The organism is Kitasatospora sp. NPDC048715 (assembly GCF_043198905.1).
Taxonomy (GTDB): domain Bacteria; phylum Actinomycetota; class Actinomycetes; order Streptomycetales; family Streptomycetaceae; genus Kitasatospora; species Kitasatospora lactacystinica.
Genome location: NZ_JBICVH010000002.1, coordinates 411,254 through 433,228, shown reverse-complemented (window position 1 = coordinate 433,228; position 21,975 = coordinate 411,254). Strand labels below are relative to the sequence as shown.

Below are 21,975 nucleotides of genomic sequence, written 5' to 3'. Positions count from 1 at the left end.
CGACGATCCCCCGCCACCGACCGAGGAGCCCCGGCATGCCCCCGATCGAGCTACCCCCCGAAGACCGCTCGCTCAGCCCCCTCACCGGCTGGACCAGGGCCCACTGGGAGGCCGCCGCGGACGGCCTGCTGGCCGCCGTCCGCCGCCACGCGGGCCCCGAACACGCCCTGATCGCACTGCCCGGCGACCGCCCCAGCTGGTCGGGGCCCCGCTCGGACGGACTGGAGGGGTACGCCCGGACGTTCCTGCTGGCCGCCCTCCGCGTCGCGGGGGCCCGCGGCGACGACCCCCACGGACTGCTCCCGGCCTACGCCGAAGGGCTCGCCGCCGGCACCCGCCGCCCCACCACCGAACGCGACCTCACCGACGCCGACCCGGTCTCCTGGCCGGTGATCACCGACCGGGGCCAGGCCATGGTCGAGGCCGCCTCGATCGCCCTGGCCCTGCGGATCACCCGCCCCTGGCTCTGGGACCGCCTGGACGAGGACGTGCGCGCCCGGGCCGGTGCCTGGCTGGCCCAGGCCCTCCACCGGGCCCCGGTGGACAACAACTGGTGGCTCTTCCCGCTGACCGTCGGCGGCTTCCTCGCCGAGGCGGGCATCAACGCCGCGGCCGCGGAGCGGGCCGTGGAACGCGGCCTGGCGAGGATCGAGACCTGGTACCGGGGCGACGGCTGGTACACCGACGGGCGCCCGCGCGCCTTCGACCACTACAACGGCTGGGCCTTCCACCTCTACCCCGTCCTCCACGCCCACCTGGGCGGCGACCGGCACCTGCTCGACCTGTACGGCGGCCGGCTCGCCGCCCACCTCGACGCCTGCGCGCACGCCTTCGGCGCCGACGGCGCCCCCGTCCACCAGGGCCGCTCGCTCACCTACCGCTTCGCCGCCGCGGCCCCGCTGTGGGCCGGAGCCCTGTGCGGGAACACCCCGCTGTCCGCGGGCACCACCCGCCGCCTCGCCTCCGGCGCCCTGCGGTACTTCCTCGACCGCGGCGCACTCGACGCCGAGGGCCTGCTCACCTCCGGCTGGCACGGGCCGTACCCGCCGATGGTCCAGCCGTACTCCGGGCCCGCCTCCCCGTACTGGGCGGCCAAGGGCTTCCTCGGGCTGCTGCTGCCGCCGGAGCACCCGGTCTGGACGGCCGTCGAACAGCCCGGACCCACCGAACTCGGAGACGCCGTCCGGCCGCTCCCCCGGCCCGGCCGGCTGATCCAGTCCACCGCCGCCGACGGCCTCGTCCGGGTGCACAACCACGGCAGCGACGACCAGCCCGCGGACGAGGTGCTGCCCGACGACCCGCTCTACGCGCGCCTCGCCCACTCCACCGCGACCGGGCCGGTACTGGACGGACCGCCGGACAACCACCTCGGCCTGGTGGTCGGCGGCACGCTCACCGAGCGCGGCCGGATCCGGCCGCTCGGCGCCGGCGACGGCTGGGCCGCCTCCGAGCACCGGCCCCGGGCGGGCGGCGCGGAACTCCCCGGGGTCGTCGTGACCTCGCTCGTCCTGGCCGCCGGGGCCGACGAGGTGCACGCCCACCTGGTCGCCGGGGCCGAGCCGGGCACCGAGGTCCGGCACAGCGGCTGGGCGGTCGCCGGCGGCTCCGCCGAGACCGCCGTGGACGGGCCGCTCGCCACCGCCACCGCCACCGGGCCGGACGGCCTGCGGCTCGTCTCGCTGCTGCGCTGCGCGAGCGGCTTCACCAGCGCCGGCACCGACCCGCTGCCCTCGGGCACCGCGTTCGGCGCCGTCGGCGCGGTACCCCGGGTCACCGGGCGGACCACCGACCCGGCCGCGCTGTTCGTCAGCACCGCACGGCTCTCCCGCGGCCCGGTGCGGCCGCCCCGCGCGGCCGTCGAGGTCCGCACCGAACCGGCCCCGCGGGGCCACCTGCTCCACGTCCGCTGGCCGGACGGAGGGCGGCACACCGCCCTGCTCGCCACCGGCTCCGTCACCGTCCGCCGGGAGGACTGACCACCGTGCGACTCGCCCTCTCCACCCTGGGCCTGCCCGGCCGCCCGCTCACCGAGGTCCTCCGGCTGGCCGCCGAACACCACTGGCAGGGACTCGAACTGCGGTGCGCGCCCGGCGAACCGGTGCACCCCGGCCTGACGGCCGGGGAACGGCGAAGCGCCCGACGGGAGTTCACCGCCCACGGGATCACCCCGCTCGCCGTGGCCTGCTACCTCGGCGTCGCCGCGCCGGGCGAGGACGACCGGCCGGCCGCCGCCCTGGTCGACCACCTGCGGCTGACCGCCGACCTCGGGGCGCGCCACCTGCGCGTCTTCCCGCACGGCGCGCGGTCCGCGCCGGGCGAGGACGACCGGCGGGCCGCCCGGCGGCTGGCCGCGGCGGCCGACACCGCCCGCTCCCTCGGCGTCCGCATCCTGCTGGAGACCCACGACTCGCACCGCTCCGGGCGCGACGTGGCGCGCGTGCTCGACCTCGTCGGGCATCCGGCCGTCGGCGCGCTGTGGGACCTGCTGCACACCCGGCTGGCCGGCGAGAGCCCGGCGCAGAGCCTGGCCGCGCTCGCGCCCCACCTCGGCTACGTCCAGGTCAAGGACGTCGCGAGCGACGACGACCTCACCCCGGTCGCGCTCGGGGCGGGCGTGCTGCCGATCGCCGAGTGCGTGCGCGCCCTGCCGGCGGACTGCTGGGTGTCATGGGAGTACGAGGCGCCCTGGTACCCGGCCGCCGCCCCGCTGCCCGGGCTGCTGGGCCCCGGCGCGGCCTACCTCACCCGGCTCGCGGCCTGAGAGCGGGGCGGGCCGGGCGGAGCGGCCGGAGTGGCCGGAACACCCCGGGGCTCCGCCCGGCCGCGCCTCAGCCGGCCGCGCCCGCGCCCCCGCAGGAGGTGCGGATCTCCAGTGAGGGCAGCAGTTCGAGGCGGTGCACGGGCAGCGAGCCGCCGAGGTCCAGGCGGCGCAGCAGCAGCTCCACGGCGGCCGCGCCCACGGCCCGCTTCGGCGGCGCGACAGCGGTCAGCGGCGGCGCGGCGAGGGCCGCGAACACGTCGTCGTACGCGATCAGCGCCACGTCGTCCGGCACCTGGAGGCCCCGGGCCCGCAGCAGCGGCGGCAGCTGGATGGCGTCCTGGTCGTTGTGGACCAGCACGGCCCGCACGCCCCGGGCGGCGGCCTCGGCGATCCGCTCGGCGACGGCCTCGGAGTCGACGCCGGGGCGGCGGATGTCGATCACCGGTTGCGGCTCCAGCCCCAGCAGCGCCGTCCCCTCGGCGTAGCCGGCCCGGACCTGGTGCGCCGTCCAGGTGTCCTCCCGGGCGACCAGCAGCACCGAGCCGTGCCCGAGCGCGACCAGGTGGCGCAGGGCGAGCAGGACGCCGTGCCGGTGGTCCGAGCCGACGGAGTCCAGCGGCGCGCCCTCGCCGTCGGCGGGCGGGCGGCGCTCGACGAGCACGGCGGGCACCGGGAGCCCCCCGGTCCACAGCCGGTCCTCGCCGCCGGCCGGACGCCAGTTGGGGGTGAGGAGCAGGCCGTCCACCCCGGAGTCGAGCAGCTGCCCGACCTGGGCGCGGTCGTCGGCCGACTCGTACGGGGCGATGGCGAGCACCAGGCGCGCACCGGCGTCCGCGGCGGCCGAGCGGGCGCCGCCGACCACCTCGTCGAAGTACGAGCCGACGGTGGGGACGAGCATGCCCAGGACCCGGTCGGCGCCCTCGGTCGCGGTGGGCTTGGCGCGCGGCAGCGAGACGGCGCCGTGCGAGCGCTGGAGCAGCCCGTCGTCGGCGAGCACCGCGACGTCGCGTCGGACGGTGACGGCCGAGAGGCCCATCCGGGCGGCGAGGTCCACCACGCGTACCGTCCTGAGGTCGCGCACGACCTCAAGGATCCGGGACCGACGCTCCTCGGCCGTGATGGTCATGGCTTCCTCCTGCGTGCCCCGTGCCCCGTGCCGCACGGCATCTGATCAATCTGGCTCGTTCAATCGAAATTCGATCGAACGAACACAGATGTGCCGAGTCGATCAGACCCACCGTACCGGTCGGCCGATCGTCCGGTCAGGCCATCCCGCGTTCCCGGCCTGCGAAAACCCGCCCGAACCGCCCGAACCGCCCGAACCGCCCGGACCGCCCGGACCGCCCGCTCACCGGGCGTCCGGCACCGTCGCCCGGCCGACCGCTCCCCCGTTCACCGGCCCCGCGCAGGCGCCGCCCCGGTGCTCCCCCGCAGCACGACCTCGGTCGGCAGGGCCTGCCGGACGGGCCGCCCGCCCCCGTCGGACTCCAGCGCCAGGGTGACGGCACTCGCGCCGAGCCGCTCCAGCGGCATCCGCACCGTCGAGAGCGCCGGCGCCACGTCCGCGGCGAACGGGATGTCGTCGAAGCCGGCCACGGACATCCGGCCGGGCACGTCGACCCCCCGCGCGCGCAGTTCGCCGAGCACACCGATCGCGCAGACGTCGGACAGCGCCAGCACGGCGGTCGGCCACTCGGCCTGCGGGCGGTCGAGCAGCCGCCGCACCGCCTCGCGGCCCCCGGCGCGGGTGAACTCCACGTGCTGGACGGCCCCTTCGGCCGGCTCGACGCCCGCCTCGGCGAGCGCCTCGCGCACCCCGGCGAGCCGCTCCATCGGCACCCGCAGCCGCTCCGGCCCGGTGATCACCGCGAACTCGCGGTGCCCCAGGCCCAGCAGAGCCCGGGTCAGGTCGGCCGCGCCCCCGCGGTTGTCCGGCAGGACGGCGTCGTAGCCGGGGCCGTGGTCGGTGATGGTGGCGATCCGCCCGCCGTCCGCCCGGTAGTCGGCGAGCGCCGCGTCGACGGCCCGGACGGCGGCCGGGTCGGTGTGGGCGGAGCCGGCCAGGACGATGGCCCGCACGCGCTGGCCGTGCAGCATGCGGATGCCCCGCACCTGCGTCTCCGGCTCCCCGTCCGTGTTGATCACCAGCGGGAGCAGCCCGGCCCGCCCGGCGGCGTCGGAGACCCCGCGGGCGATGGCCGCGAAGTACGGGTCGGCCACGTCGTGCAGGAGCACGCCGACGTTGGCCGTGGCGGCCCGGGCGAGCGCCTGGGCGGGGGCGTTCGGCAGGTACCCGAGGGCGTCGGCGCTGGCCCGGACCTTCGCGGCCAGTTCCCCGCCGACCGTCCGGGCCGAGCCGTTGAGCGCCCGGGAGGCCGTCGCGAGCGAGACCCCGGCGTGACGGGCGACCTCACTGAGGGTGACACCCATCGACCGTTCCCCGCTTTCCTCCACCACCTGCATTGACGTGCGAAGCATATCTCCATAACCTCCGGGAAAGCGCTTTCCCCTTGCCGGCACTGACCGCACAGGACGCGGAGGACCACGCATGACCCAGAGAGTGACGCAGAGAGTGATCGGCGTCGTGATGAACGGCGTCACCGGCCGGATGGGCTACCGCCAGCACCTGGTGCGCTCGATCCTGGCCATCCGCGAGCAGGGCGGACTCCCCCTGGAGGGCGGCGACACACTGTGGCCCGAACCGATCCTGGTCGGCCGCGACGCCCGCAAGCTCAGGGAACTGGCGGACCGCCACGGCCTGACGCACTGGACCACCTCGCTGGACGAGGCGCTGGCCCACCCGCTCGCCGAGATCTACTTCGACGCCCAGATCACCCGGGCCCGCGAGCCGGCCCTGCGCACCGCCATCGCGGCCGGCAAGCACGTCTACACCGAGAAGCCGACCGCGGAGTCCCTCGACGCCGCACTCGAACTGGCCCGGCTGGCCCGGGAGGCCGGGGTGTGCAACGGCGCCGTGCAGGACAAGCTCTTCCTGCCCGGCCTGCTCAAGCTCAAGCGACTGGTGGACGGCGGCTTCTTCGGCCGCATCCTGTCGGTGCGCGGCGAGTTCGGCTACTGGGTGTTCGAGGGCGACTGGCAGGACGCGCAGCGCCCCTCCTGGAACTACCGCGCCCAGGACGGCGGCGGCATGATCCTCGACATGTTCCCGCACTGGCGGTACGTGCTGGACCAGGTCATCGCACCCGTCCGCTCGGTGTACGCGCACACCGCCACCCACATTCCCGAGCGGGTCGACGAGCAGGGCCGGACCTACCCGGCGACGGCCGACGACGCCGCCTACGGCGTCTTCGAGCTGGAGGGCGGGATCACCGCCCAGATCAACTCCTCCTGGGCCGTCCGGGTCGACCGCGACGAGCTGGTGGAGTTCCAGGTCGACGGCACCGAGGGCAGCGCCGTCGCCGGGCTGCGCAACTGCCGGATCCAGCACCGGGCCACCACCCCGAAGCCGGTGTGGAACCCGGACCTGCCGGCCACCGAGCGGTTCCGCGAGCAGTGGCAGCAGGTCCCGGACAACCGCGAGTTCGACAACGGCTTCAAGGCCCAGTGGGAGCTCTTCCTGCGACACGTCGTCACCGGCTCCCCGTACACCTGGGACCTGCTGGAGGGCGCCAAGGGCGTCCAGCTGGCCGAACTCGGCCTGCGCTCCGCCCGCGAGGGCCGCCGCCTGAACGTTCCCGAGCTGGAGATCCGATGACCGAGCTGAACCTTCCCGGCCACGGCCGCCACCGGCTGAGCACCCCCGAGCCGCTGGACATCCCGGCGCACCCGCCGAAGGAGCGCACGGCCTTCGCCGCCGCGCACGTCGTCGCCGACCCGCTCGGCGGCAACGCCCCCGGCGCCCCGGCCGCCGTCGACTGGGACGCCACCCTCGCCTTCCGCCACCACCTCTGGTCCCTCGGCCTCGGCGTCGCCGACGCCATGGACACCGCCCAACGCGGCATGGGCCTGGACTGGGCCGCCACCCGGGAGCTGATCGTCCGCTCCGGCGCGGAGGCCCGCGCCGTCGGCGGCCGGCTCGCCTGCGGCGTCGGCACGGACCAGCTCACCGGCCCGGCCACGGGCCTCGCCGACATCACGGCCGCCTACGAGGAGCAGCTCGCGGTGGTCGAGGAGGCCGACGCGCAGCCCGTCCTGATGGCCAGCCGCGCCCTGGCCGCGCGGGCCCGCGGGCCGGAGGACTACCTCCGGGTCTACGGCCGGCTGATCTCCCAGGCCGGTCGGCCGGTGATCCTGCACTGGCTCGGCGAGATGTTCGACCCGGCGCTGGCCGGCTACTGGGGCTCCGCCGACCCGGACACGGCCACCGGGACGGTGCTCGCGCTGATCCGGGAGCACCGCGCCGGCATCGACGGCATCAAGGTCTCCCTGCTCGACGCCGAGCGGGAGATCGCCCTGCGCCGCGCCCTGCCCGAGGGCGTCCGGCTCTACACCGGCGACGACTTCGACTACCCGCGGCTCGTCCGCGGCGACGAACTCGGCCACAGCCACGCGCTGCTGGGCGTCTTCGACCCGATCGCCACCCGCGCCGCGGCCGCGCTGCACGCCCTGGACGCCGGCGACCTCGACCGGTACGACGCGCTGCTCGCCCCCACCCTCCCGCTGGCCCGCCACCTGTTCGCGGCGCCGACGTACCACTACAAGACGGGCATCGTGTTCCTCGCCTGGCTGGCCGGCCACCAGAGCCACTTCACCATGGTCGGCGGGGCGCAGAGCGGCCGTTCCGTCGTCCACCTGGTGGAGCTGTTCCGGCTGGCGGACGCCGCCGGGGTGCTGCCCGATCCGGAGCTGGCGGCGCACCGGATGCGGCGGTTCCTCGCGGTGGCGGGGGTGGAGGCGTGAACCGGCTCTCGCTGAACCAGATCACCACCAAGGGCTGGAGCCTGCCGGAGGCGGTGCGCGGCTGCGTGGCGGCCGGCGTCCCGGCGATCGGGCTCTGGCGCGACAAGGTGGAGGAGGTCGGCGTCGCCTCCGCGGCCAGGCTGGTCCGCGAGGCGGGACTGGCCGTCAGCAGCCTGTGCCGGGGCGGCTTCCTCACGGCCGAGGGGCCGGACGCCCACCGGGCGGCGCTCGCCGACAACCTCCGCGCCCTGGAGGAGGCGGCCGAACTCGGCACCGACACCCTGGTGATGGTCGTCGGCGGGGTGCCCGCGGGCAGCCGCGACCTGGCCGGGGCCCGGGAGCGGGTCGCCGACCGGCTGGCCGAACTCGCCCCGTACGCCGGTGACCTGGGCGTACGGCTGGCGATCGAACCGCTGCACCCGATGTTCTGCGCCGACCGGGCCGTGGTCTCCACCCTCGGCCAGGCCCTCGACCTGGCCGAGCGCCACCCCGTCGAGCAGGTCGGCGTCGTCGTCGACAGCTACCACGTGTGGTGGGACCCGGACCTCGCCGCGCAGGTCGCCCGGGCGGGTGCCCGGATCGCCTCGTACCAGGTCTGCGACTGGACGCTGCCGCTGCCCGCCGACACCCTGCTCGGCCGGGGGCACGTGGGCGACGGCCACATCGACTTCGGCGCGCTGACGGCCATGGTCACGGCCGCCGGCTACACCGGCTGGATCGAGACCGAGATCTTCAACCAGGAGATCTGGGACACCCCCGGGGAGCAGACCCTCGCGACGGTGGTCGAGCGCCACCGGGCCCACGTGGCGGGCGCATGAGGGTCGTCCTCGCCCCGGACTCCTTCAAGGGGACGGTCACGGCGACCGACGCCGCCCGGGCGCTGGCCGACGGCTGGCGCTCGGTGCGGCCGGGCGACGAGCTGATCGCGCGTCCGATGGCCGACGGCGGCGAGGGCACCATCGCCGCCGTCGCGGCCGCCCTGCCCGGCACCACCGAGCACGAGGTCCCCGGCTGCACCGGCCCCGACGGGCGGCCGGTCGCCGGGCGGTACGCCCTCCTGCCCGACGGCACCGCGCTGGTGGAACTCGCCGTCGCCAGCGGGCTGCCCCTGGTGTCCCGCCCCGCGCCGCTCACCGCGACCACGCGGGGCACCGGCGAGACCGTCGCGGCGGCCCTCGACGCGGGCGCGCGCCGGCTGGCGGTCGCCCTCGGCGGCTCCGCCTCCACCGACGGCGGCAGCGGCCTGCTCGCGGCGCTCGGCCTGCGGCTGACCGACGCGCGGGGCCGGGAGCTCCCCGACGGCGGCGGAGCACTGCCGCGGGCCCACCGGGTCGACGCCACGGGCCTGCGCCCGGCGCCGCCCGACGGCGTGGTGCTGCTCACCGACGTCACGAATCCGCTGCTCGGCCCGGACGGCGCCGCCGCCGTCTACGGCCCGCAGAAGGGCGCGGACCCGAGCGAGGTCGCCCTGCTCGACCAGGGCCTCACCCGGCTCGCCGCGCTCCTCGGCGCGGACCCGGCGCGGCCCGGCGCCGGTGCGGCGGGCGGCACCGCCTACGGCCTCGCGGCCGCCTGGGGCGCCGTCATCCGCCCCGGCGCGGCCGCCGTCGCCGACCTCCTCCGCCTCGACCGGGACATCGCCGCGGCGGATCTGGTGATCACCGGTGAGGGCCGGTACGACGCGACCAGCCTGCGCGGCAAGGCGGTCGGCGAGGTCCTCGCCCGGGCCGCCCGGGCCGGCGTCCCCGCCCGGATCGTCGCGGGTGAGTCGGCCGACGACCGGGTGCTGACCCTCGCCGCGCTCGCGGGCGACCCGGCCTCCGCCCGGGAGCACGCCCGCCAGTGGCTGGTCCGCGCCGGCGCCCGCCTCGCCCACGACGCGGCGGGCTGACCCCCCGCCGTCCGGGCCCGGTCCCCACGCGCTCGGCGCGGACCGGGCCGCCCGGGTCACCCGCCCGGCACCACGTTCGCCGGCGGCAGGCCCTCGAAGAAGGCCACCGCCTCCTCCCGCCAGTGCGGGCGCCAGCTCTCGGCTTCGGCGTGGGCCGCGTCGGCGCAGCGGCGCATGTCGGCGCGGAGCTTCCGGTCCACGCCCAGCCGCCGGGCCAGCTCGCGGACCCGCTCGACCGCGTCGGCCGGGCAGTGCGGGTCACCGAGCGCGGACTCCACCACGGCCCGCTGCGCCTCGTCCGCGCGGGCGAGCAGGGCGCTCACGGCGTAGCTGCGGCGTCCCGCGCGGAGGTCGGCGCCGGTGGACTTGCCGGTGGCGTCCTCGTCGCCGAACAGGTCGAGGTAGTCGTCGCGCAGCTGGCCGCCGATGCCGACCGGGGTCGCGTAGCGGCGCAGCCGTGCGTCGTGTTCGGCCACGTCCTCGCCGGCGGCCAGCAGCCCCAGCCGCAGCGGGGCGAGGACGGAGTAGCGGGTCGACTTGTACTCGCAGACGGTGTGCAGGAACTCCTCGTCCGGGAGCGGCAGGAAGTCGCGTTCGAGGTCGAGGATCTGGCCGGCGACCGTCTCGGCACCGGCGTTCAGCTGCACCTCCAGCATCGCCCGGCGCAGCTCGGCGGGGACGTCCGCCTCCAGCAGGACCCGCATCGAGAGGAAGGCGGCGAGGTCCCCGGCCAGGACGGCCAGGCCGAGCGCGGTGCGGTCCGCCTCCGGGAACTCCCGGCGGTACGCGTAGTAGGTGGAGGGGCCGCCGCGGCGTACGGGCGCGTCGTCGATGATGTCGTCGTGGACGAGCCCGTGCGTCTGGAGCAGCTCGATGCTCAGCGCGGCCTCCGCCAGGCCGGGCACCGGGTCGGTGGTCACCAGGCGGGCCGCCTCGTACAGCAGGGCGACCCGCAGCCGCTTGCCGCCGCGCAGTGAGAGGTCCCGCAGCAGCTCCAGGCAGCGCGGGGTGAAGCGGCTGAGCGACGGCGTGTCGAGGCGCTCCGGCAGGGCCGCGAAGTAGGCCTCGAAGCGGAGGTCGAACCGGCGCCGGTGTCCGGCGGCTCGTTCGCGGGCGGCTGCCATGATCGTCTCATTCACGAGGCCCACCCTCGCATCCGGCGTACGGGACCGCGCAGCCGCCCTGCCTACTCGGTCTGGACGGCGATCAGGCAGGTGTCGTCGTCGGTGTCGGCGGGGCTGAGTTCGAGCAGCCGGTCCAGGTACTGCTCCAGGTCCGGGCCGGGGGCGCCGGCCGCCCGGAGCAGCTGTTCCACCGACTCCTCCACCGGACGGTCCCGGCGTTCGACCAGCCCGTCGGTGTAGAGCAGCAGGACGTCACCCGGGTCGAGCCTGGCGGTGCGCTCCTCGTACTCGGCGTCGTCCAGCGCGCCGAGCAGCACGCCGTGCGGCAGCGGCAGCACCTGGGCGCCGTCCGCGCCGAGCCGGATCGGCGGCAGGTGGCCGGCCCGGGCCCAGCGCAGTTCGCCGCCGACCGGGTCCACCAGCACGCAGACGGCCGTCGCGGTGACCTGGCCCGGTTCGCGCAGGGCCACGGTGTTGGCCCACTCCAGCAGCCGGCCCGGGCCGGCCCCGGTGACGGCGAGGCCGCGCAGCGCGTGCCGCAGCGCGACCATCCCGGTGGCCGCGCCGACGCCGTGCCCGGCCACGTCGCCGACCGCGAGCAGCACCCGCCGGTCGGGCAGCACCAGCACGTCGTACCAGTCGCCACCGACCCGGTCGCGCTGGGCGGCGGGCCGGTAGCGGACGGCGGCGTGCAGGCCGGTGACGGCGAGCGGGGGCGGGGCGGCGGGCAGGATCGCCTGCTGCAGCCGCAGTGCCAGCTGCGCCCGTTCGGCCGACTCCTGCTCGCTGTCGGCCAGCCGCTCCCGGGTGGCGCCGAGCGCGACCTCCGTCCAGTGCTGGGCGGAGACGTCGTGGTAGGCGCCGCGGACGGCGACGAGCCGGCCGGTCTCGTCCACCACCGGCTCCGCGATCACCCGGGTGAAGCGGTGGGTGCCGTCCGGGCGGTCCAGCCGGACCACCGCGGAGGCGGTGCGGTGGTGGTGCCGGACGGTGTCCAGCAGCCGCCGGACCGCCGGCCGGTCGTCCGGGTGGGTGTGCCGCACGAGCCGGTCCAGCGGTACGGGCGAGGCGTCCGGCGGCAGCCCGTACAGCTCGCGCAGCCCGTCGCTCCAGCGGATCCGGCCCTCGGCGGGGCGCTCCTCGAACCCGGCCACCCGGGCCAGCCGCTGGGCCTGGCGCAGCAGGGCGGCGTGCTCGTCCTCCTCCCGCTCGTCGTCCAGCCGCCAGCAGACCAGCACCCGGCCGCCGAGCGGGACGACCGAGAGCAGCACGGCCACCGGGACGGCGGGCCCCTGCTCCCGGAAGGCCAGCCGGACCCGCTCGGCGGTCGACGGCACGCCCGTCTCGTACGCGCGCAGCAGCCGGTCGAGCAGCCCGGCGGCCGAGGCGACCGGGTAGGTCTCCAGCAGCGAGGCGCCCTCCAGTGCCTCCCGGGGCCGGCCGAGCGGGTCGCGGAACCGGGCGTTGACCCGGACCACCGTGAAGTCGGCGATCCGCTCGGCCCGCAGGACGGGGGCCAGCAGCAGCGCGGGGGTGAGCAGACCGTCCAGGAGGTCGTCGGCCCGCTCGGGAGGCACGGGCTCCGGGGGTGGGCCGAGCAGGGTCGCGCAGAGGTCGGCGAGGGCGTACAGCCCCCGGCGCCGGGCCGGGCCGAGCACCGGGGCGGAATCGGGGCCGGTGGCCGGCCAGAGCAGCTCCAGCGCGCCCGTGCGGCGGCGCCGGTCGAGCAGCGGGACGACCGCCCGGTCGGCGGCGCCGCCGACCGAGGGACCGTCCGCCCCCGGTTCACCGGGCCACAGCTCGGCTCCCCCGCCGACGACCAGCTGCGCCGGGGTGGGGACGCCGGGCGGCACCCGGGACCAGCCGGCCGCCTCCTCGGCACGGAGCCCGGCGTGCGCGGCGAGGGCGAGCGCGCCGCCGGGCAGCCGCTGCCAGACGGCCACGGCGCGGACGCCGAACGCCGCCGCGGCCTGGTCCAGCACGGCCCGGGCGGCGTGCTCCAGGTCGGGCGCGGAGGCGAGTGCGGGCGCGACGGGCGGGCCGGCCTCGGGCGGTTCGGCGGCGGGGAGGCCGAAGGCCGCCGGTCCGGGTCCGCCGTCCGGGTCCGTTCGCGGGCCCTGTCCCGGTTCCAGTTCCGGTTCCGTTCCCGGCTCCGTTCCCGGCTCCGGGAGGCGCGCGATGTCCGTCGCCAGGACGAGCACCGGCACGCCCGACTCCCGGGCCAGCCGGGCGAGGTGCGCGGCGGCCTCGGCGACGGGCAGGCCGAGCCGCTCGGCCAGGATGCCGGTGGCGAGGTCGACGGCTGCCCTGGTCCGCGCCTCGGCGTGCGCCCGGGCGGCGGCCGCCCGGAGACGACGGACGGTCTCGGCCAGGGCCCGGGCGGTGCGCTCCGCGGCCTCCTGTGCCGAGGGCTCCTGCCCCGAGGGCTCCTGCTCGGCGGACTCGGGCCCGGCGGTCACGGCGCGCCCCGGGGCCGGGGCGCGGTGCCGGCCCGACGAGCCGCGGTGCCCGAGTGCCGGGCCGCGGTTCCCCCGCGCCGGGGAGCCGTCATGACGCGTCCAGCCATTCCCGCATCCGCTCCAGCAGCCGGCCGGTGTCGACCGGCTTGGTGATGTGGTCGTCCGCCCCGGCGGCCAGGCTGCGGTCCCGGTCGCCGGGCATGGCCTTGGCGGTGACGGCGACGACCGGCAGCCGCTCGAAGCGGGCGTCGGCGCGGATCTCCGCGATGGCGGCGTAGCCGTCCAGTTCGGGCATCATGACGTCCATCAGCACCAGGTCGGTCTCCGGGTGGGCGCGCAGCAGGTCGAGCCCGGCGCGGCCGTCGGCGGCGTGCAGTATGGTCAGCCCGTGCCGTTCCAGGGCGGCGGTGAGCGCGAAGACGTTGCGGATGTCGTCGTCGACGATCAGTACGGTCCGTCCGACGAGCGGTCCCGCCACGGCCGGGGGCGCGTCGCTCTCCTCGCTCTCCCCGGTCTCCTCCACCGCCGAGGGGCTCTCGACCGCCGGGGGGCTCTCGTCGCCCCCGTTCCCGAGCACCGGCGTGTCGCCCGTCGTCACCGCCGCCGCCTGATCGCCCAGCGGCAGGTACAGGGTGAACCGGCTGCCCTGCCCCGCCGCGGAGCGGACGGTGATGGTGCCGCCGAGCAGCCGGGCGAGCTCCCGGCTGATCGACAGGCCGAGGCCGGTGCCGCCGTAGCGCCGCGCGGTGGAGCCGTCGGCCTGCTGGAATGCTCCGAAGATGGTGTCCAGGTGGGCCGGGTCGATGCCGATCCCGCTGTCGTCGACGTGGAAGGCCACCGCGGCGGGCGCGCTCCCGAGTCCGGGCGGCAGCTCGGCCTCCTCGACGCGTTCGATCCGCAGCTCGACCCGGCCGGTGTCGGTGAACTTGACGGCGTTGGAGAGCAGGTTGTGCAGCACCTGGCGCAGCCGCGCCTGATCGGTGACGATCCGTTCCGGCACGGCCCGGTCGACGGCCACCTCGAAGGCGAGCCCCTTCTGGTCGGCCAGCGGCCGGAAGCCGGACTCCACGTACTCCAGCAGTTCGCGCACCGCGAAGGGCTCGATGGACAGGTCCATCTTCCCGGCCTCCACCTTGGAGAGGTCCAGGATGTCGTTGATGAGCTGGAGCAGGTCGGTGCCGGCCGAGTGGATGACGCCCGCGTACTCGACCTGTTTGGGGGTGAGGTTGCCGCCGCTGTTCTCGGCGAGCAGCTGGGCGAGGATGAGCAGGCTGTTCAGCGGGGTGCGCAGCTCGTGGCTCATGTTGGCCAGGAACTCCGACTTGTACATCGAGGTCCGGGTCAACTCCTGTGCCCTTTCCTCCAGTTCCTGGCGGGCCTGCTCGATCTCCAGGTTCTTCGCCTCGATGTCCCGGTTGCGCTGGGCGAGCAGCGCGGCCTTGTCCTCCAGTTCGGCGTTGGAGCGGCGCAGTTCCTCCTGTCCTTCCTGCAACTCCTTCGACTGGGACTGGAGTTCGGCGGTGAGCCGCTGGGACTCGCCGAGCAGCTCGTCGGTGCGCGCGTTGGCCAGCAGGTTGCCGAGGTTGACCCCGCAGGCCTCGGCGAACTGGGTCAGGAAGTCGCGGTGGACCTGGGTGAACGGGTGGACCGAGGCGAACTCCAGCACGCCGATGAGCCACTCCTCCAGGGCGATCGGCAGGACGACGAGCGAGCGGGCGTCGGCGCCGCCCGCTCCGGAGGAGACGGTGGCGTAGCCGGGCGGCAGGTCGTCCACGGCGACGGTCCGCCGGGTCCGGGCGGCCTGGCCGACCAGGGACTCCCCCAGCCGCAGCCGCCGCTGCTCCCCGGCCGGGCGGCCGTAGGCGCTGATCAGGGCCAGTTCGGTGCCGTCCGCGCCCTCCTCGGCGAGGAAGAACGCGCCGTACTGGGCGCCGACCAGCGGGGTCAGCTCGTCGGTGATCATCCCGGCGACGGCGCGGATGTCCCGCCGGGCCTGGATGGCGGCGGAGAAGCGGGCCAGGTTGCTCTTGAGCCAGTCCTGCTCCTGGTTGGCCAGGGTGGTCTCGCGCAGCGATCCGACCATCGCGTTGATGTTGTCCTTGAGGTCGGCGACCTCGCCGGAGGCGTCCACGCTGATCGAGCGGGTCAGGTCTCCGGCCGCGACGGCGCTGGTGACCTCGGCGATGGCGCGGACCTGCCGGGTGAGGTTGCCGGCCAGCTCGTTGACGTTCTCGGTGAGCCGCTTCCAGGTGCCGGAGACGCCCTCCACCCGGGCCTGCCCGCCGAGCCGGCCCTCGCTGCCGACCTCCCTGGCCACCCTGGTCACCTCGGCGGCGAACGAGGACAGCTGGTCGACCATCGTGTTGACGGTGGTCTTGAGCTCCAGGATCTCGCCGCGCGCGTCCACGTCGATCTTGCGGGTCAGGTCGCCGTCGGCGACGGCGGTGGTGACCTGGGCGATGTTGCGCACCTGGCTGGTCAGGTTGTGCGCCATGAAGTTGACGTTGTCGGTGAGGTCCTTCCAGGTCCCGGCGACGTTGGGCACCCGGGCCTGGCCGCCCAGGATGCCCTCGATGCCGACCTCGCGGGCGACCCTGGTGACCTCGTCGGCGAAGGCGGACAGCGTGTCCACCATGGTGTTGATGGCGGCGGCGAGGGCCGCGACCTCGCCCTCGGCCTCGACGGTGATCTTCCGGGAGAGGTCGCCGCGCGCCACCGCGGTCGCCACCTCGGACATCGAGCGGACCTGGCCGGTCAGGTTGGAGGCCATCACGTTGACGTTGTCGGTGAGGTCCTTCCACGTCCCGGAGACTCCCCGCACGGTGGCCTGGCCGCCCAGGTTCCCGGCGGTGCCGACCTCCCGGGCGACCCTGGTGACCTCGTCCGCGAAGGAGGACAGCTGGTCGACCATCGTGTTGATGGTCTCCTTCAGCTCCAGGATCTCGCCGCGCGCGTCGACCCGGATCTTCTGGGTCAGATCGCCCTCCGCGACGGCGGTGGTCACCTCGGCGATCGAACGGACCTGGGCGGTGAGGTTGTCGGCCATGACGTTGACGGACTCGGTGAGCGCCCGCCAGGTGCCGGAGACGTCCCGGACGTCCGCCTGGCCGCCGAGCCGGCCCTCGGTGCCCACTTCCCGGGCCACCCTGGTCACCTCGTCCGCGAACGAGGAGAGCTGGTCGACCATCGTGTTGATGGTCGTCTTGAGTTCCAGGATCTCCCCGCGGGCGGCGACCGAGATCTTCTGGGTGAGGTCCCCCTCGGCCACGGCGGTCGCCACCTGGGCGATGTTGCGCACCTGCCAGGTCAGGTTGCCCGCCATCGCGTTCACCGAGTCGGTCAGGTCGCGCCACGTCCCGGCGACGCCCGGCACCTGCGCCTGGCCGCCGAGCCGGCCCTCGGTGCCCACCTCCCGGGCCACCCTGGTCACCTCGTCCGCGAACGAGGACAGGGTGTCCACCATGGTGTTGACGGTGCTCTTGAGCTCCAGGATCTCGCCGCGCGCGTCCACCTCGATCTTCTGGGTGAGGTCGCCGCGCGCGACCGCCGTGGTGACCTGGGCGATGTTGCGCACCTGCCAGGTCAGGTTGCCGGCCATCGCGTTCACCGAGTCGGTCAGCTCCAGCCAGGTCCCGGTCGCGTCCGGTACCTGCGCCTGGCCGCCGAGCCGCCCGTCGCTGCCGACCTCCCGGGCCACCCTGGTCACCTCGGAGGTCACCCGGGCCAGCTGGTCGGCCATGCCGTTGAAGACCTCGGCGATCTCCCCCAGCACCCCCGGCCGGTCCGGGGCGAGCCGGGTCCGGAAGTCCCCGTCGCGCACGGCCGTCAGCCCGGCGAGCAGCTGCCGCAGTGCCTGCTCGGCCGGGTCGGCCGCGGGGGCTGCGGCTACCGGGTGCTCGTCCATCCGCCCACCGTCCGGATCGCTCGCACGGCCGGGGTGCGCCGTCCGGGCACCTCGGACCCGAGGGCGACGGGCTGCCGCCCTGCTCCCACTGTGCCACCGCGGGCCGGGGGCGACACTCGGGGCGGACGCGCCCGGGGCCGGGGGGCGGCACTCGGGGCGGACGGGCCCGGGCGGGGGGCAGGCCCCAGCGGCCCCACCGGCCTCAGCCCGGTACGGTCTCGCGGATCGGAAAGGCGTCGGTGGCGCCGGTGAGTTCGAGCATCCGCAGGATCAGCGGCCGGGGCCGGGCCAGCTCGATCCGGCTGCCGTCCACCGCCGCCCGGGCCTTGGCCCGCAGCAGGGCGTTGAGCCCGGTGGAGTCGCAGAACTCCAGTCCGGCGCAGTCCATCACGACCACGCCGGCCGGCTCGGCGAAGGTCCGGTTCAGCGCGGCCCGCAGGTCCGCGCTGGAGTCGAGGTCCAGTTCGCCGAGCAGCACCAGGACGGTGCCCAGGGCCCACGGCCGGATCTCGACCGTCAGCCCCTCGGCCCGGTCGACGGTCGGACTGCCGCACTTCGACGGGCGCCGCGTCATGGCTCGGGCTCCTCTCGCTCGGTGAGGACCGGGCTCGGGTCGATGCCGGCGCTCACATCCATGCGGCTGTCCGCTGCGGAGCGCCGGAAACCCCCGGGCGGGGAAGGGGGCGGTCATTCGGGCCGCTGCGGCTCCCCGTCCGAACCGGCCGCCGTCAGGGCCGGCGGGCGCGGCACCTCCAGCCAGACCAGCTTCCCGCCGTCGTCGGGCCGGAAGCCCCAGGCGTCGGCGAGCCGGTCCACCACCCGCAGCCCGTGCCCGCCCGGTCGGCCGGCGCCGGCGAACGGGCGCAGCCGCGGCGGTACGGGGCTGGCGTCCGCGACCTCCACCCGCAGCCGGGCGCCGTCCCAGTGGAGCCGCAGTTCGCGCGGGCCGCCGGAGGCGTGCAGGCAGGCGTTGGTGACCAGCTCGGAGACCATCAGCAGGACGTCCTCGGCCGCGGCCCTCCGGTCCTCGTCGGGGGCCGGCAGCCAGTGCCAGGACACCAGCGCCCGCCGGCTGAACTCCCGGCTGCGCTGCACCGCGCCGGCACTGCCCTCCAGCACCAGCCGCCTGGTCTGGTCCCGACTCGGCGGCCCACCGTTCCCGGGGCGGTCCACGGTCTGCCTCCTCACCTCGGCTCGGGCGGTGCGGCGGGCCCGGCCGGGCCCTCGCCGGGCGCCTCCAGCGCCGTGCGGAGGTCGGGGTGGACCCGCAGCACGCCGTCGGCCCCGGTGATCGCGAGCAGCCGCACCACCAGCGGGCCGGCGCCTGCCAGCTCCAGCCGCACGCCGTCCCCCTGGGCGTCCAGCCGGGCGCGCAGCAGGACGTTCAACCCGGTCGAGTCGCAGAACCGCAGGCCGGCGAGGTCGACGACGATCCGCTCGATGCCCGCCGCCGACGGCGGCCGGGCGAGGGCGGTCCGCAGGTTGTCCGCCGTGTCGTGGTCCAGTTCCCCGGTGACGGTGACGATCCGTACCGGCCCCCGGTCCCCGACCTCGACCCACAGGTCGCCGGACTCGTGCTCCCCGGTGGGCTCGCAGGGTTGCTCGGATGGCCGTGGCATGGCTCGCTCCCGGTCCGGTGGGGACGGCGGGGCGCCGTCCCGACCATCATCGCGCGCGCCGTGCCGGGCCGCGCGGACGGCCGTACCCGCGAGTATCCCGGGTACGGGCTGGAGCACCGTCGGTCGGTCGTCCATGCCCCGCGTCTGCCCGAACCCGGCCGGGACACACGTACCGCCGCCGGCCCGGGAGCACGTCCGGGTCGCCCGCGCAGGCCGGCGTGCGAGGACGTTTCGCGCGCAGACGTTTCGCGCGAGGACGTTAGAGCCCGCCGTGGCGGGGAAGTCGCCTTGGTGGCGGGGCCGCGGGACGCTCGCCGGTTCGTGCCGCCCCGGGGCCCGGCAGGGGCACGAACGCAGGAGAACAAGGACGGACCCGTGAGATTCCTCGACCGCAGCACCGCCGGACACCAGCTGGCCCGCAGGCTCGCCCCGCTGCTGAGCGGCCGGGCCGGTACCGGGGTGGTGGTTCTCGGGCTCGCCCCCGGCGGGCTGCCGGTGGCGGCGGAGGTCGCCGAGGCCCTGGACGCCCCGCTCGACGCCACGGTGGTCCGGTCACTGGCCGTCCGTGGCCACGACCGCCCGATCGGCGCGATCGCCGACGGCGACGCGCCGCTGGTCGACCGGCACACCCTGAGGAACCTCGGCGTCACCGCGGCCGAGCTGGGCGCGAGCGTCAAGCGGGAGCGGGTGGAGGTCCACCGCCGCGAGGCGCTCTACCGCCCGGGCCGGGACCGGCTGCCGTTGGACGGGCGCACCGTCGTCCTGGTCTCCGACGGCCTGACCGACGCCCTCACCGCCCGGGCGGCCGTCCACGCCCTCGCCGCCGACCACCCGGCGCGGCTGATCCTCGCGGCGCCGGTCTGCGACGCCCGGATCGCGGCCGACCTGGGCCGGGACGTGGACGCGGTGGTCTGCCTCCACCTGCCCCGCTACGCGCACGCCGCCGGGCCCTGGTACGGCGAGTTCCACGAGGTCACCGACCGCGAGGCGGCCGTCCTGCTGCAGCGGCGCACCCCGGCGGGCCGCGCCGGGGCCGGCCGGGGCTGAGCCGCCTGCGGCCCCCGCCAAAACCCGTTGCCGGGCAGAGGGTGCACGGACCATCCTCCTGCTCATGAACCATCCCCAGCACGTCATCGCCCTGGACGGGGCCGTCCTTCGCCGCTTCGACGGCGAGTCGGACCTGCCCGAGTTCTTCGCGGTCATCGAGGAGTCGTTGGAGCACTTGCGGCCCTGGATGCCCTGGGTGGCCGAGCACAGCCGGGCCAAGACCGCCGAGTTCCTCACCGGCCGGGCGGAACTCTGGGCGAGCGGGCAGGAATTCACGTACGCGATCGTGCTCGACGGCGCGATCGTCGGCGCCTGCGGGCTGTTCCGGCGCGAGGACACCCCGGCCGGGGTCCGCGAGATCGGCTACTGGCTGCACCCCGCCGCCACCGGGCGCGGGCTGGCCACCCGGAGCGTGCGGGCCCTGGCCGGTGAGGCCTTCCGGCTCCCCGGGGTGGAGTACGTCGAGATCGTCCACGACCCGGCCAACCGGGCCAGCGGCGCCGTCCCGGCCCGGCTCGGCTTCACCGAGTACCTGCGCCGACCGGCGGAGGCGCTCGCCCCGGCCGAGACCGGGGAGGAACTGGTCTGGCGGCTGCCCCGGGGGCAGGCCCCGGCCCGGTGAGCCCGGCGGTCCGCAGCCAGGGGGGAGAGCATGCGGACCGCCGGGTGCGTCGGCCGGGTCGCAACGATCCGGCCGACGCGTCGGGAGCGGACGCGGTCGGAGCCTTCCGGCTCCCCGCGCAGTGCCCCATCTCGAACTCCGCGGTCCCGCCGTGGACCTCACCCACGGCGTCGCGCGTTCGCTCCCGTGCCCAGGAGACCCTCCCCGTCCACGCCGATAACACTTTCTTCCGATCGCTTCTCCGGGACATTCGGCCGACGGTTCATCACCTCGACCGAGGCACGCCATGGCCGGCACCTCACCAGCGCCTCACCGGCACCTCACCGGGCCCGCACCGGTGCCCGCCGGGCAGGAACCGCACGGCAGCCGCCGAACGGCGGACCCGCAGGCTCACTCCCGGACCTGCGGGTCCGCCGACACCCCCTCGGGAAGCTTGTACCGAACGGTCCGTTTCCTCATACTTCCGGTCAGCGCCGATCAGGAGCTGATCATCCGCCGTGCTTCCGGAGAGCAACGACCGGGGTCCGCCCATCCCCTGACCGCGCTTCACGGCCCCAACCCTCAGGGCCGTAACCCCCTCAGGAGGAGATCGGTGAGGACCACGCGCACCACGCCCCGCACCGGCAGCACACGCCGCTTCCGCCTGCTCGCCGCGGCCCTCGGCCTGCTGACCGCGACCGCGGTCGCCGCGCCGGGCGCCGCCGCCGCTCCCACCCGCACCGCCGAACCGGAACAGCTCTCGGCGATCAGCGACGCCATTCTGAACGCCGAGGTCGACGGCACGGCCTGGTACGTCGACGAAGCCGCCGGACGCGTCGTGGTGACCGCCGACAGCACCGTCTCCCCGTCCTCGCTCGCCCGGCTGATGAAGGCCGCCGGCCCCTCCGCGCCCAACCTCGACGTCCACCGCGTCCCCGGCGTGTTCACCCCGCTGCTCGCGGCCGGCGACGCCATCTACGGCGGCGAGTACCGCTGCTCGCTCGGCTTCAACGTGGTGAGCGGCAGCACCTACTACTTCCTCACCGCCGGGCACTGCGGCAACGTCGCGGCCAACTGGTACACCGACGTCGCCCACAGCACCCTGATCGGCCCCACCATCGGCTCGACCTTCCCCGGCCACGACTACGCGCTGGTCCGCTACGACAACAGCGCCCTCAGCCACCCGGGCGGCTTCACCTCCGCCCCGAACGCCGTCGTCGGCGAGGCGGTGAAGCGCACCGGCTCGACCACCGGCACCCACGGCGGCACCGTCACCGGGCTCAACGCCACCGTGCGCTACAGCGACGGCAGCACCGTCCGCGGCCTGATCCAGACCAACGTCTGCGCCGAGGCCGGCGACTCGGGCGGCCCGCTGTACGACGGCGCCAAGGCGCTCGGCCTCACCTCGGGCGGCAGCGGCGACTGCACCTCCGGCGGGACGACCTTCTACCAGCCGGTCAACGCGGCGCTCTCCGCGTACAACGTCAGCGTCTACTGACCCGAGCCCTTCCGCCCGAGCCGTGGGGGCGCCCCCCCCGCCCCGCCGGGCCCCCCGCCGCCCCCCCCCCGGGGGGGGGGCCCCCCCCCCCCCCCCCCCCCCAACCCCCCCCCCCCCCCCCCCCCCCCCCCCCCCCACCCCCCCCCCCCCCCCCCGGGGCGGGGGCCCCCCCCCCGGGGGGGGGGCCCCCCACGGCCGTCCCCGGCGCGGG

17 protein-coding genes are annotated in these 21,975 nt (G+C 76.2%); 9 read left to right on the top strand and 8 right to left on the bottom strand.

The features are described from left to right. Window positions 1-35: 35 nt before the first annotated feature. Together ACGFSC_RS05675 and ACGFSC_RS05670 are read left to right on the top strand one after the other, a co-directional pair. A complete protein-coding gene (locus tag ACGFSC_RS05675) occupies window positions 36-1,976 on the top strand; it encodes a DUF2264 domain-containing protein (RefSeq protein WP_359912680.1) in 1,941 nt (646 codons plus the stop codon). Window positions 1,977-1,981: 5 nt separating this feature from the next. Then, entirely contained in the window at window positions 1,982-2,761 is a 780-nt protein-coding gene (locus ACGFSC_RS05670) for a sugar phosphate isomerase/epimerase family protein (protein WP_359912677.1), read from the top strand. 67 nt (window positions 2,762-2,828) lie between these two features. Here the strand turns inward: ACGFSC_RS05670 and ACGFSC_RS05665 are convergent, their stop codons facing one another. Then, window positions 2,829-3,887, bottom strand: a complete 1,059-nt coding sequence (locus ACGFSC_RS05665) for a substrate-binding domain-containing protein (RefSeq protein WP_359912674.1) — start codon at window positions 3,885-3,887, stop codon at window positions 2,829-2,831. Window positions 3,888-4,153: 266 nt separating this feature from the next. Continuing rightward, complete coding sequence (locus ACGFSC_RS05660; protein ID WP_359912671.1) at window positions 4,154-5,191, bottom strand: LacI family DNA-binding transcriptional regulator; 1,038 nt, start codon at window positions 5,189-5,191, stop codon at window positions 4,154-4,156. A gap of 118 nt (window positions 5,192-5,309) precedes the next feature. Between ACGFSC_RS05660 and ACGFSC_RS05655 the strand changes: the two genes are divergently transcribed. From ACGFSC_RS05655 to ACGFSC_RS05640, 4 genes are read left to right on the top strand one after another with little or no spacing between them, the layout of a single operon-like run. After that, window positions 5,310-6,476 (top strand): Gfo/Idh/MocA family protein, encoded by a 1,167-nt coding sequence (locus ACGFSC_RS05655; protein ID WP_380632797.1) that lies wholly within the window; start codon window positions 5,310-5,312, stop codon window positions 6,474-6,476. After that, entirely contained in the window at window positions 6,473-7,621 is a 1,149-nt protein-coding gene (locus ACGFSC_RS05650) for a dihydrodipicolinate synthase family protein (protein ID WP_359912668.1), read from the top strand. The genes ACGFSC_RS05655 and ACGFSC_RS05650 overlap by 4 nt, the downstream gene beginning before the upstream one ends. Further along, window positions 7,618-8,439 carry a sugar phosphate isomerase/epimerase gene (locus ACGFSC_RS05645; RefSeq protein ID WP_359912665.1) on the top strand — a complete coding sequence of 274 codons (822 nt, stop codon included), beginning with the start codon at window positions 7,618-7,620 and terminating at the stop codon, window positions 8,437-8,439. The genes ACGFSC_RS05650 and ACGFSC_RS05645 overlap by 4 nt, the downstream gene beginning before the upstream one ends. Then, the gene (locus ACGFSC_RS05640) at window positions 8,436-9,512 is read left to right on the top strand and encodes a glycerate kinase (protein ID WP_359912662.1); all 1,077 of its coding nucleotides are present in this window, start codon (window positions 8,436-8,438) and stop codon (window positions 9,510-9,512) included. The genes ACGFSC_RS05645 and ACGFSC_RS05640 overlap by 4 nt, the downstream gene beginning before the upstream one ends. A 56-nt stretch (window positions 9,513-9,568) precedes the next feature. Here ACGFSC_RS05640 and ACGFSC_RS05635 read toward each other — a convergent pair whose 3' ends face one another. From ACGFSC_RS05635 to ACGFSC_RS05610, 6 genes are all read right to left on the bottom strand, one after another. Then, on the bottom strand, window positions 9,569-10,636 hold the full coding sequence (locus ACGFSC_RS05635) for a polyprenyl synthetase family protein (RefSeq protein WP_359912659.1): 1,068 nt from the start codon (window positions 10,634-10,636) through the stop codon (window positions 9,569-9,571). A gap of 62 nt (window positions 10,637-10,698) precedes the next feature. Further along, entirely contained in the window at window positions 10,699-13,095 is a 2,397-nt protein-coding gene (locus ACGFSC_RS05630; RefSeq protein WP_359912656.1) for a SpoIIE family protein phosphatase, read from the bottom strand. Between the two features lie 88 nt (window positions 13,096-13,183). Continuing rightward, window positions 13,184-16,999 carry a HAMP domain-containing protein gene (locus ACGFSC_RS05625; RefSeq protein WP_359912653.1) on the bottom strand — a complete coding sequence of 1,272 codons (3,816 nt, stop codon included), beginning with the start codon at window positions 16,997-16,999 and terminating at the stop codon, window positions 13,184-13,186. Window positions 17,000-17,201: 202 nt separating this feature from the next. Next, window positions 17,202-17,573, bottom strand: a complete 372-nt coding sequence (locus tag ACGFSC_RS05620; RefSeq protein WP_359912650.1) for an STAS domain-containing protein — start codon at window positions 17,571-17,573, stop codon at window positions 17,202-17,204. A 113-nt stretch (window positions 17,574-17,686) separates the two neighbouring features. After that, window positions 17,687-18,172 (bottom strand): ATP-binding protein, encoded by a 486-nt coding sequence (locus ACGFSC_RS05615; RefSeq protein WP_359912647.1) that lies wholly within the window; start codon window positions 18,170-18,172, stop codon window positions 17,687-17,689. Window positions 18,173-18,183: 11 nt separating this feature from the next. Continuing rightward, complete coding sequence (locus ACGFSC_RS05610; RefSeq protein ID WP_359912644.1) at window positions 18,184-18,618, bottom strand: STAS domain-containing protein; 435 nt, start codon at window positions 18,616-18,618, stop codon at window positions 18,184-18,186. Window positions 18,619-18,993: 375 nt separating this feature from the next. Here ACGFSC_RS05610 and ACGFSC_RS05605 point away from each other — a divergent pair, with 375 nt between their 5' ends. The 3 genes from ACGFSC_RS05605 (at window position 18,994) to ACGFSC_RS05595 (ending at window position 21,764) form a co-directional block, all read left to right on the top strand. Continuing rightward, window positions 18,994-19,665, top strand: coding sequence for a phosphoribosyltransferase family protein (locus ACGFSC_RS05605; RefSeq protein ID WP_359912641.1), 672 nt, complete (start codon window positions 18,994-18,996; stop codon window positions 19,663-19,665). A gap of 64 nt (window positions 19,666-19,729) precedes the next feature. Continuing rightward, complete coding sequence (locus tag ACGFSC_RS05600) at window positions 19,730-20,287, top strand: GNAT family N-acetyltransferase (protein ID WP_359912638.1); 558 nt, start codon at window positions 19,730-19,732, stop codon at window positions 20,285-20,287. Between the two features lie 592 nt (window positions 20,288-20,879). After that, a complete protein-coding gene (locus ACGFSC_RS05595) occupies window positions 20,880-21,764 on the top strand; it encodes a S1 family peptidase (protein ID WP_359912635.1) in 885 nt (294 codons plus the stop codon). Window positions 21,765-21,975: the final 211 nt, after the last annotated feature.

Bases quoted from the DNA above. Each gene is read 5' to 3' on its own strand.
- ACGFSC_RS05675 (WP_359912680.1), top strand. From the start codon at position 36: ATGCCCCCGATCGAGCTACCCCCCGAAGACCGCTCGCTCAGCCCCCTC.
- ACGFSC_RS05665 (WP_359912674.1), bottom strand. From the start codon at position 3,887: ATGACCATCACGGCCGAGGAGCGTCGGTCCCGGATCCTTGAGGTCGTG.
- ACGFSC_RS05660 (WP_359912671.1), bottom strand. From the start codon at position 5,191: ATGGGTGTCACCCTCAGTGAGGTCGCCCGTCACGCCGGGGTCTCGCTC.
- ACGFSC_RS05655 (WP_380632797.1), top strand. From the start codon at position 5,310: ATGACCCAGAGAGTGACGCAGAGAGTGATCGGCGTCGTGATGAACGGC.
- ACGFSC_RS05650 (WP_359912668.1), top strand. From the start codon at position 6,473: ATGACCGAGCTGAACCTTCCCGGCCACGGCCGCCACCGGCTGAGCACC.
- ACGFSC_RS05640 (WP_359912662.1), top strand. From the start codon at position 8,436: ATGAGGGTCGTCCTCGCCCCGGACTCCTTCAAGGGGACGGTCACGGCG.
- ACGFSC_RS05635 (WP_359912659.1), bottom strand. From the start codon at position 10,636: ATGGCAGCCGCCCGCGAACGAGCCGCCGGACACCGGCGCCGGTTCGAC.
- ACGFSC_RS05625 (WP_359912653.1), bottom strand. From the start codon at position 16,999: ATGGACGAGCACCCGGTAGCCGCAGCCCCCGCGGCCGACCCGGCCGAG.
- ACGFSC_RS05620 (WP_359912650.1), bottom strand. From the start codon at position 17,573: ATGACGCGGCGCCCGTCGAAGTGCGGCAGTCCGACCGTCGACCGGGCC.
- ACGFSC_RS05610 (WP_359912644.1), bottom strand. From the start codon at position 18,618: ATGCCACGGCCATCCGAGCAACCCTGCGAGCCCACCGGGGAGCACGAG.
- ACGFSC_RS05600 (WP_359912638.1), top strand. From the start codon at position 19,730: ATGAACCATCCCCAGCACGTCATCGCCCTGGACGGGGCCGTCCTTCGC.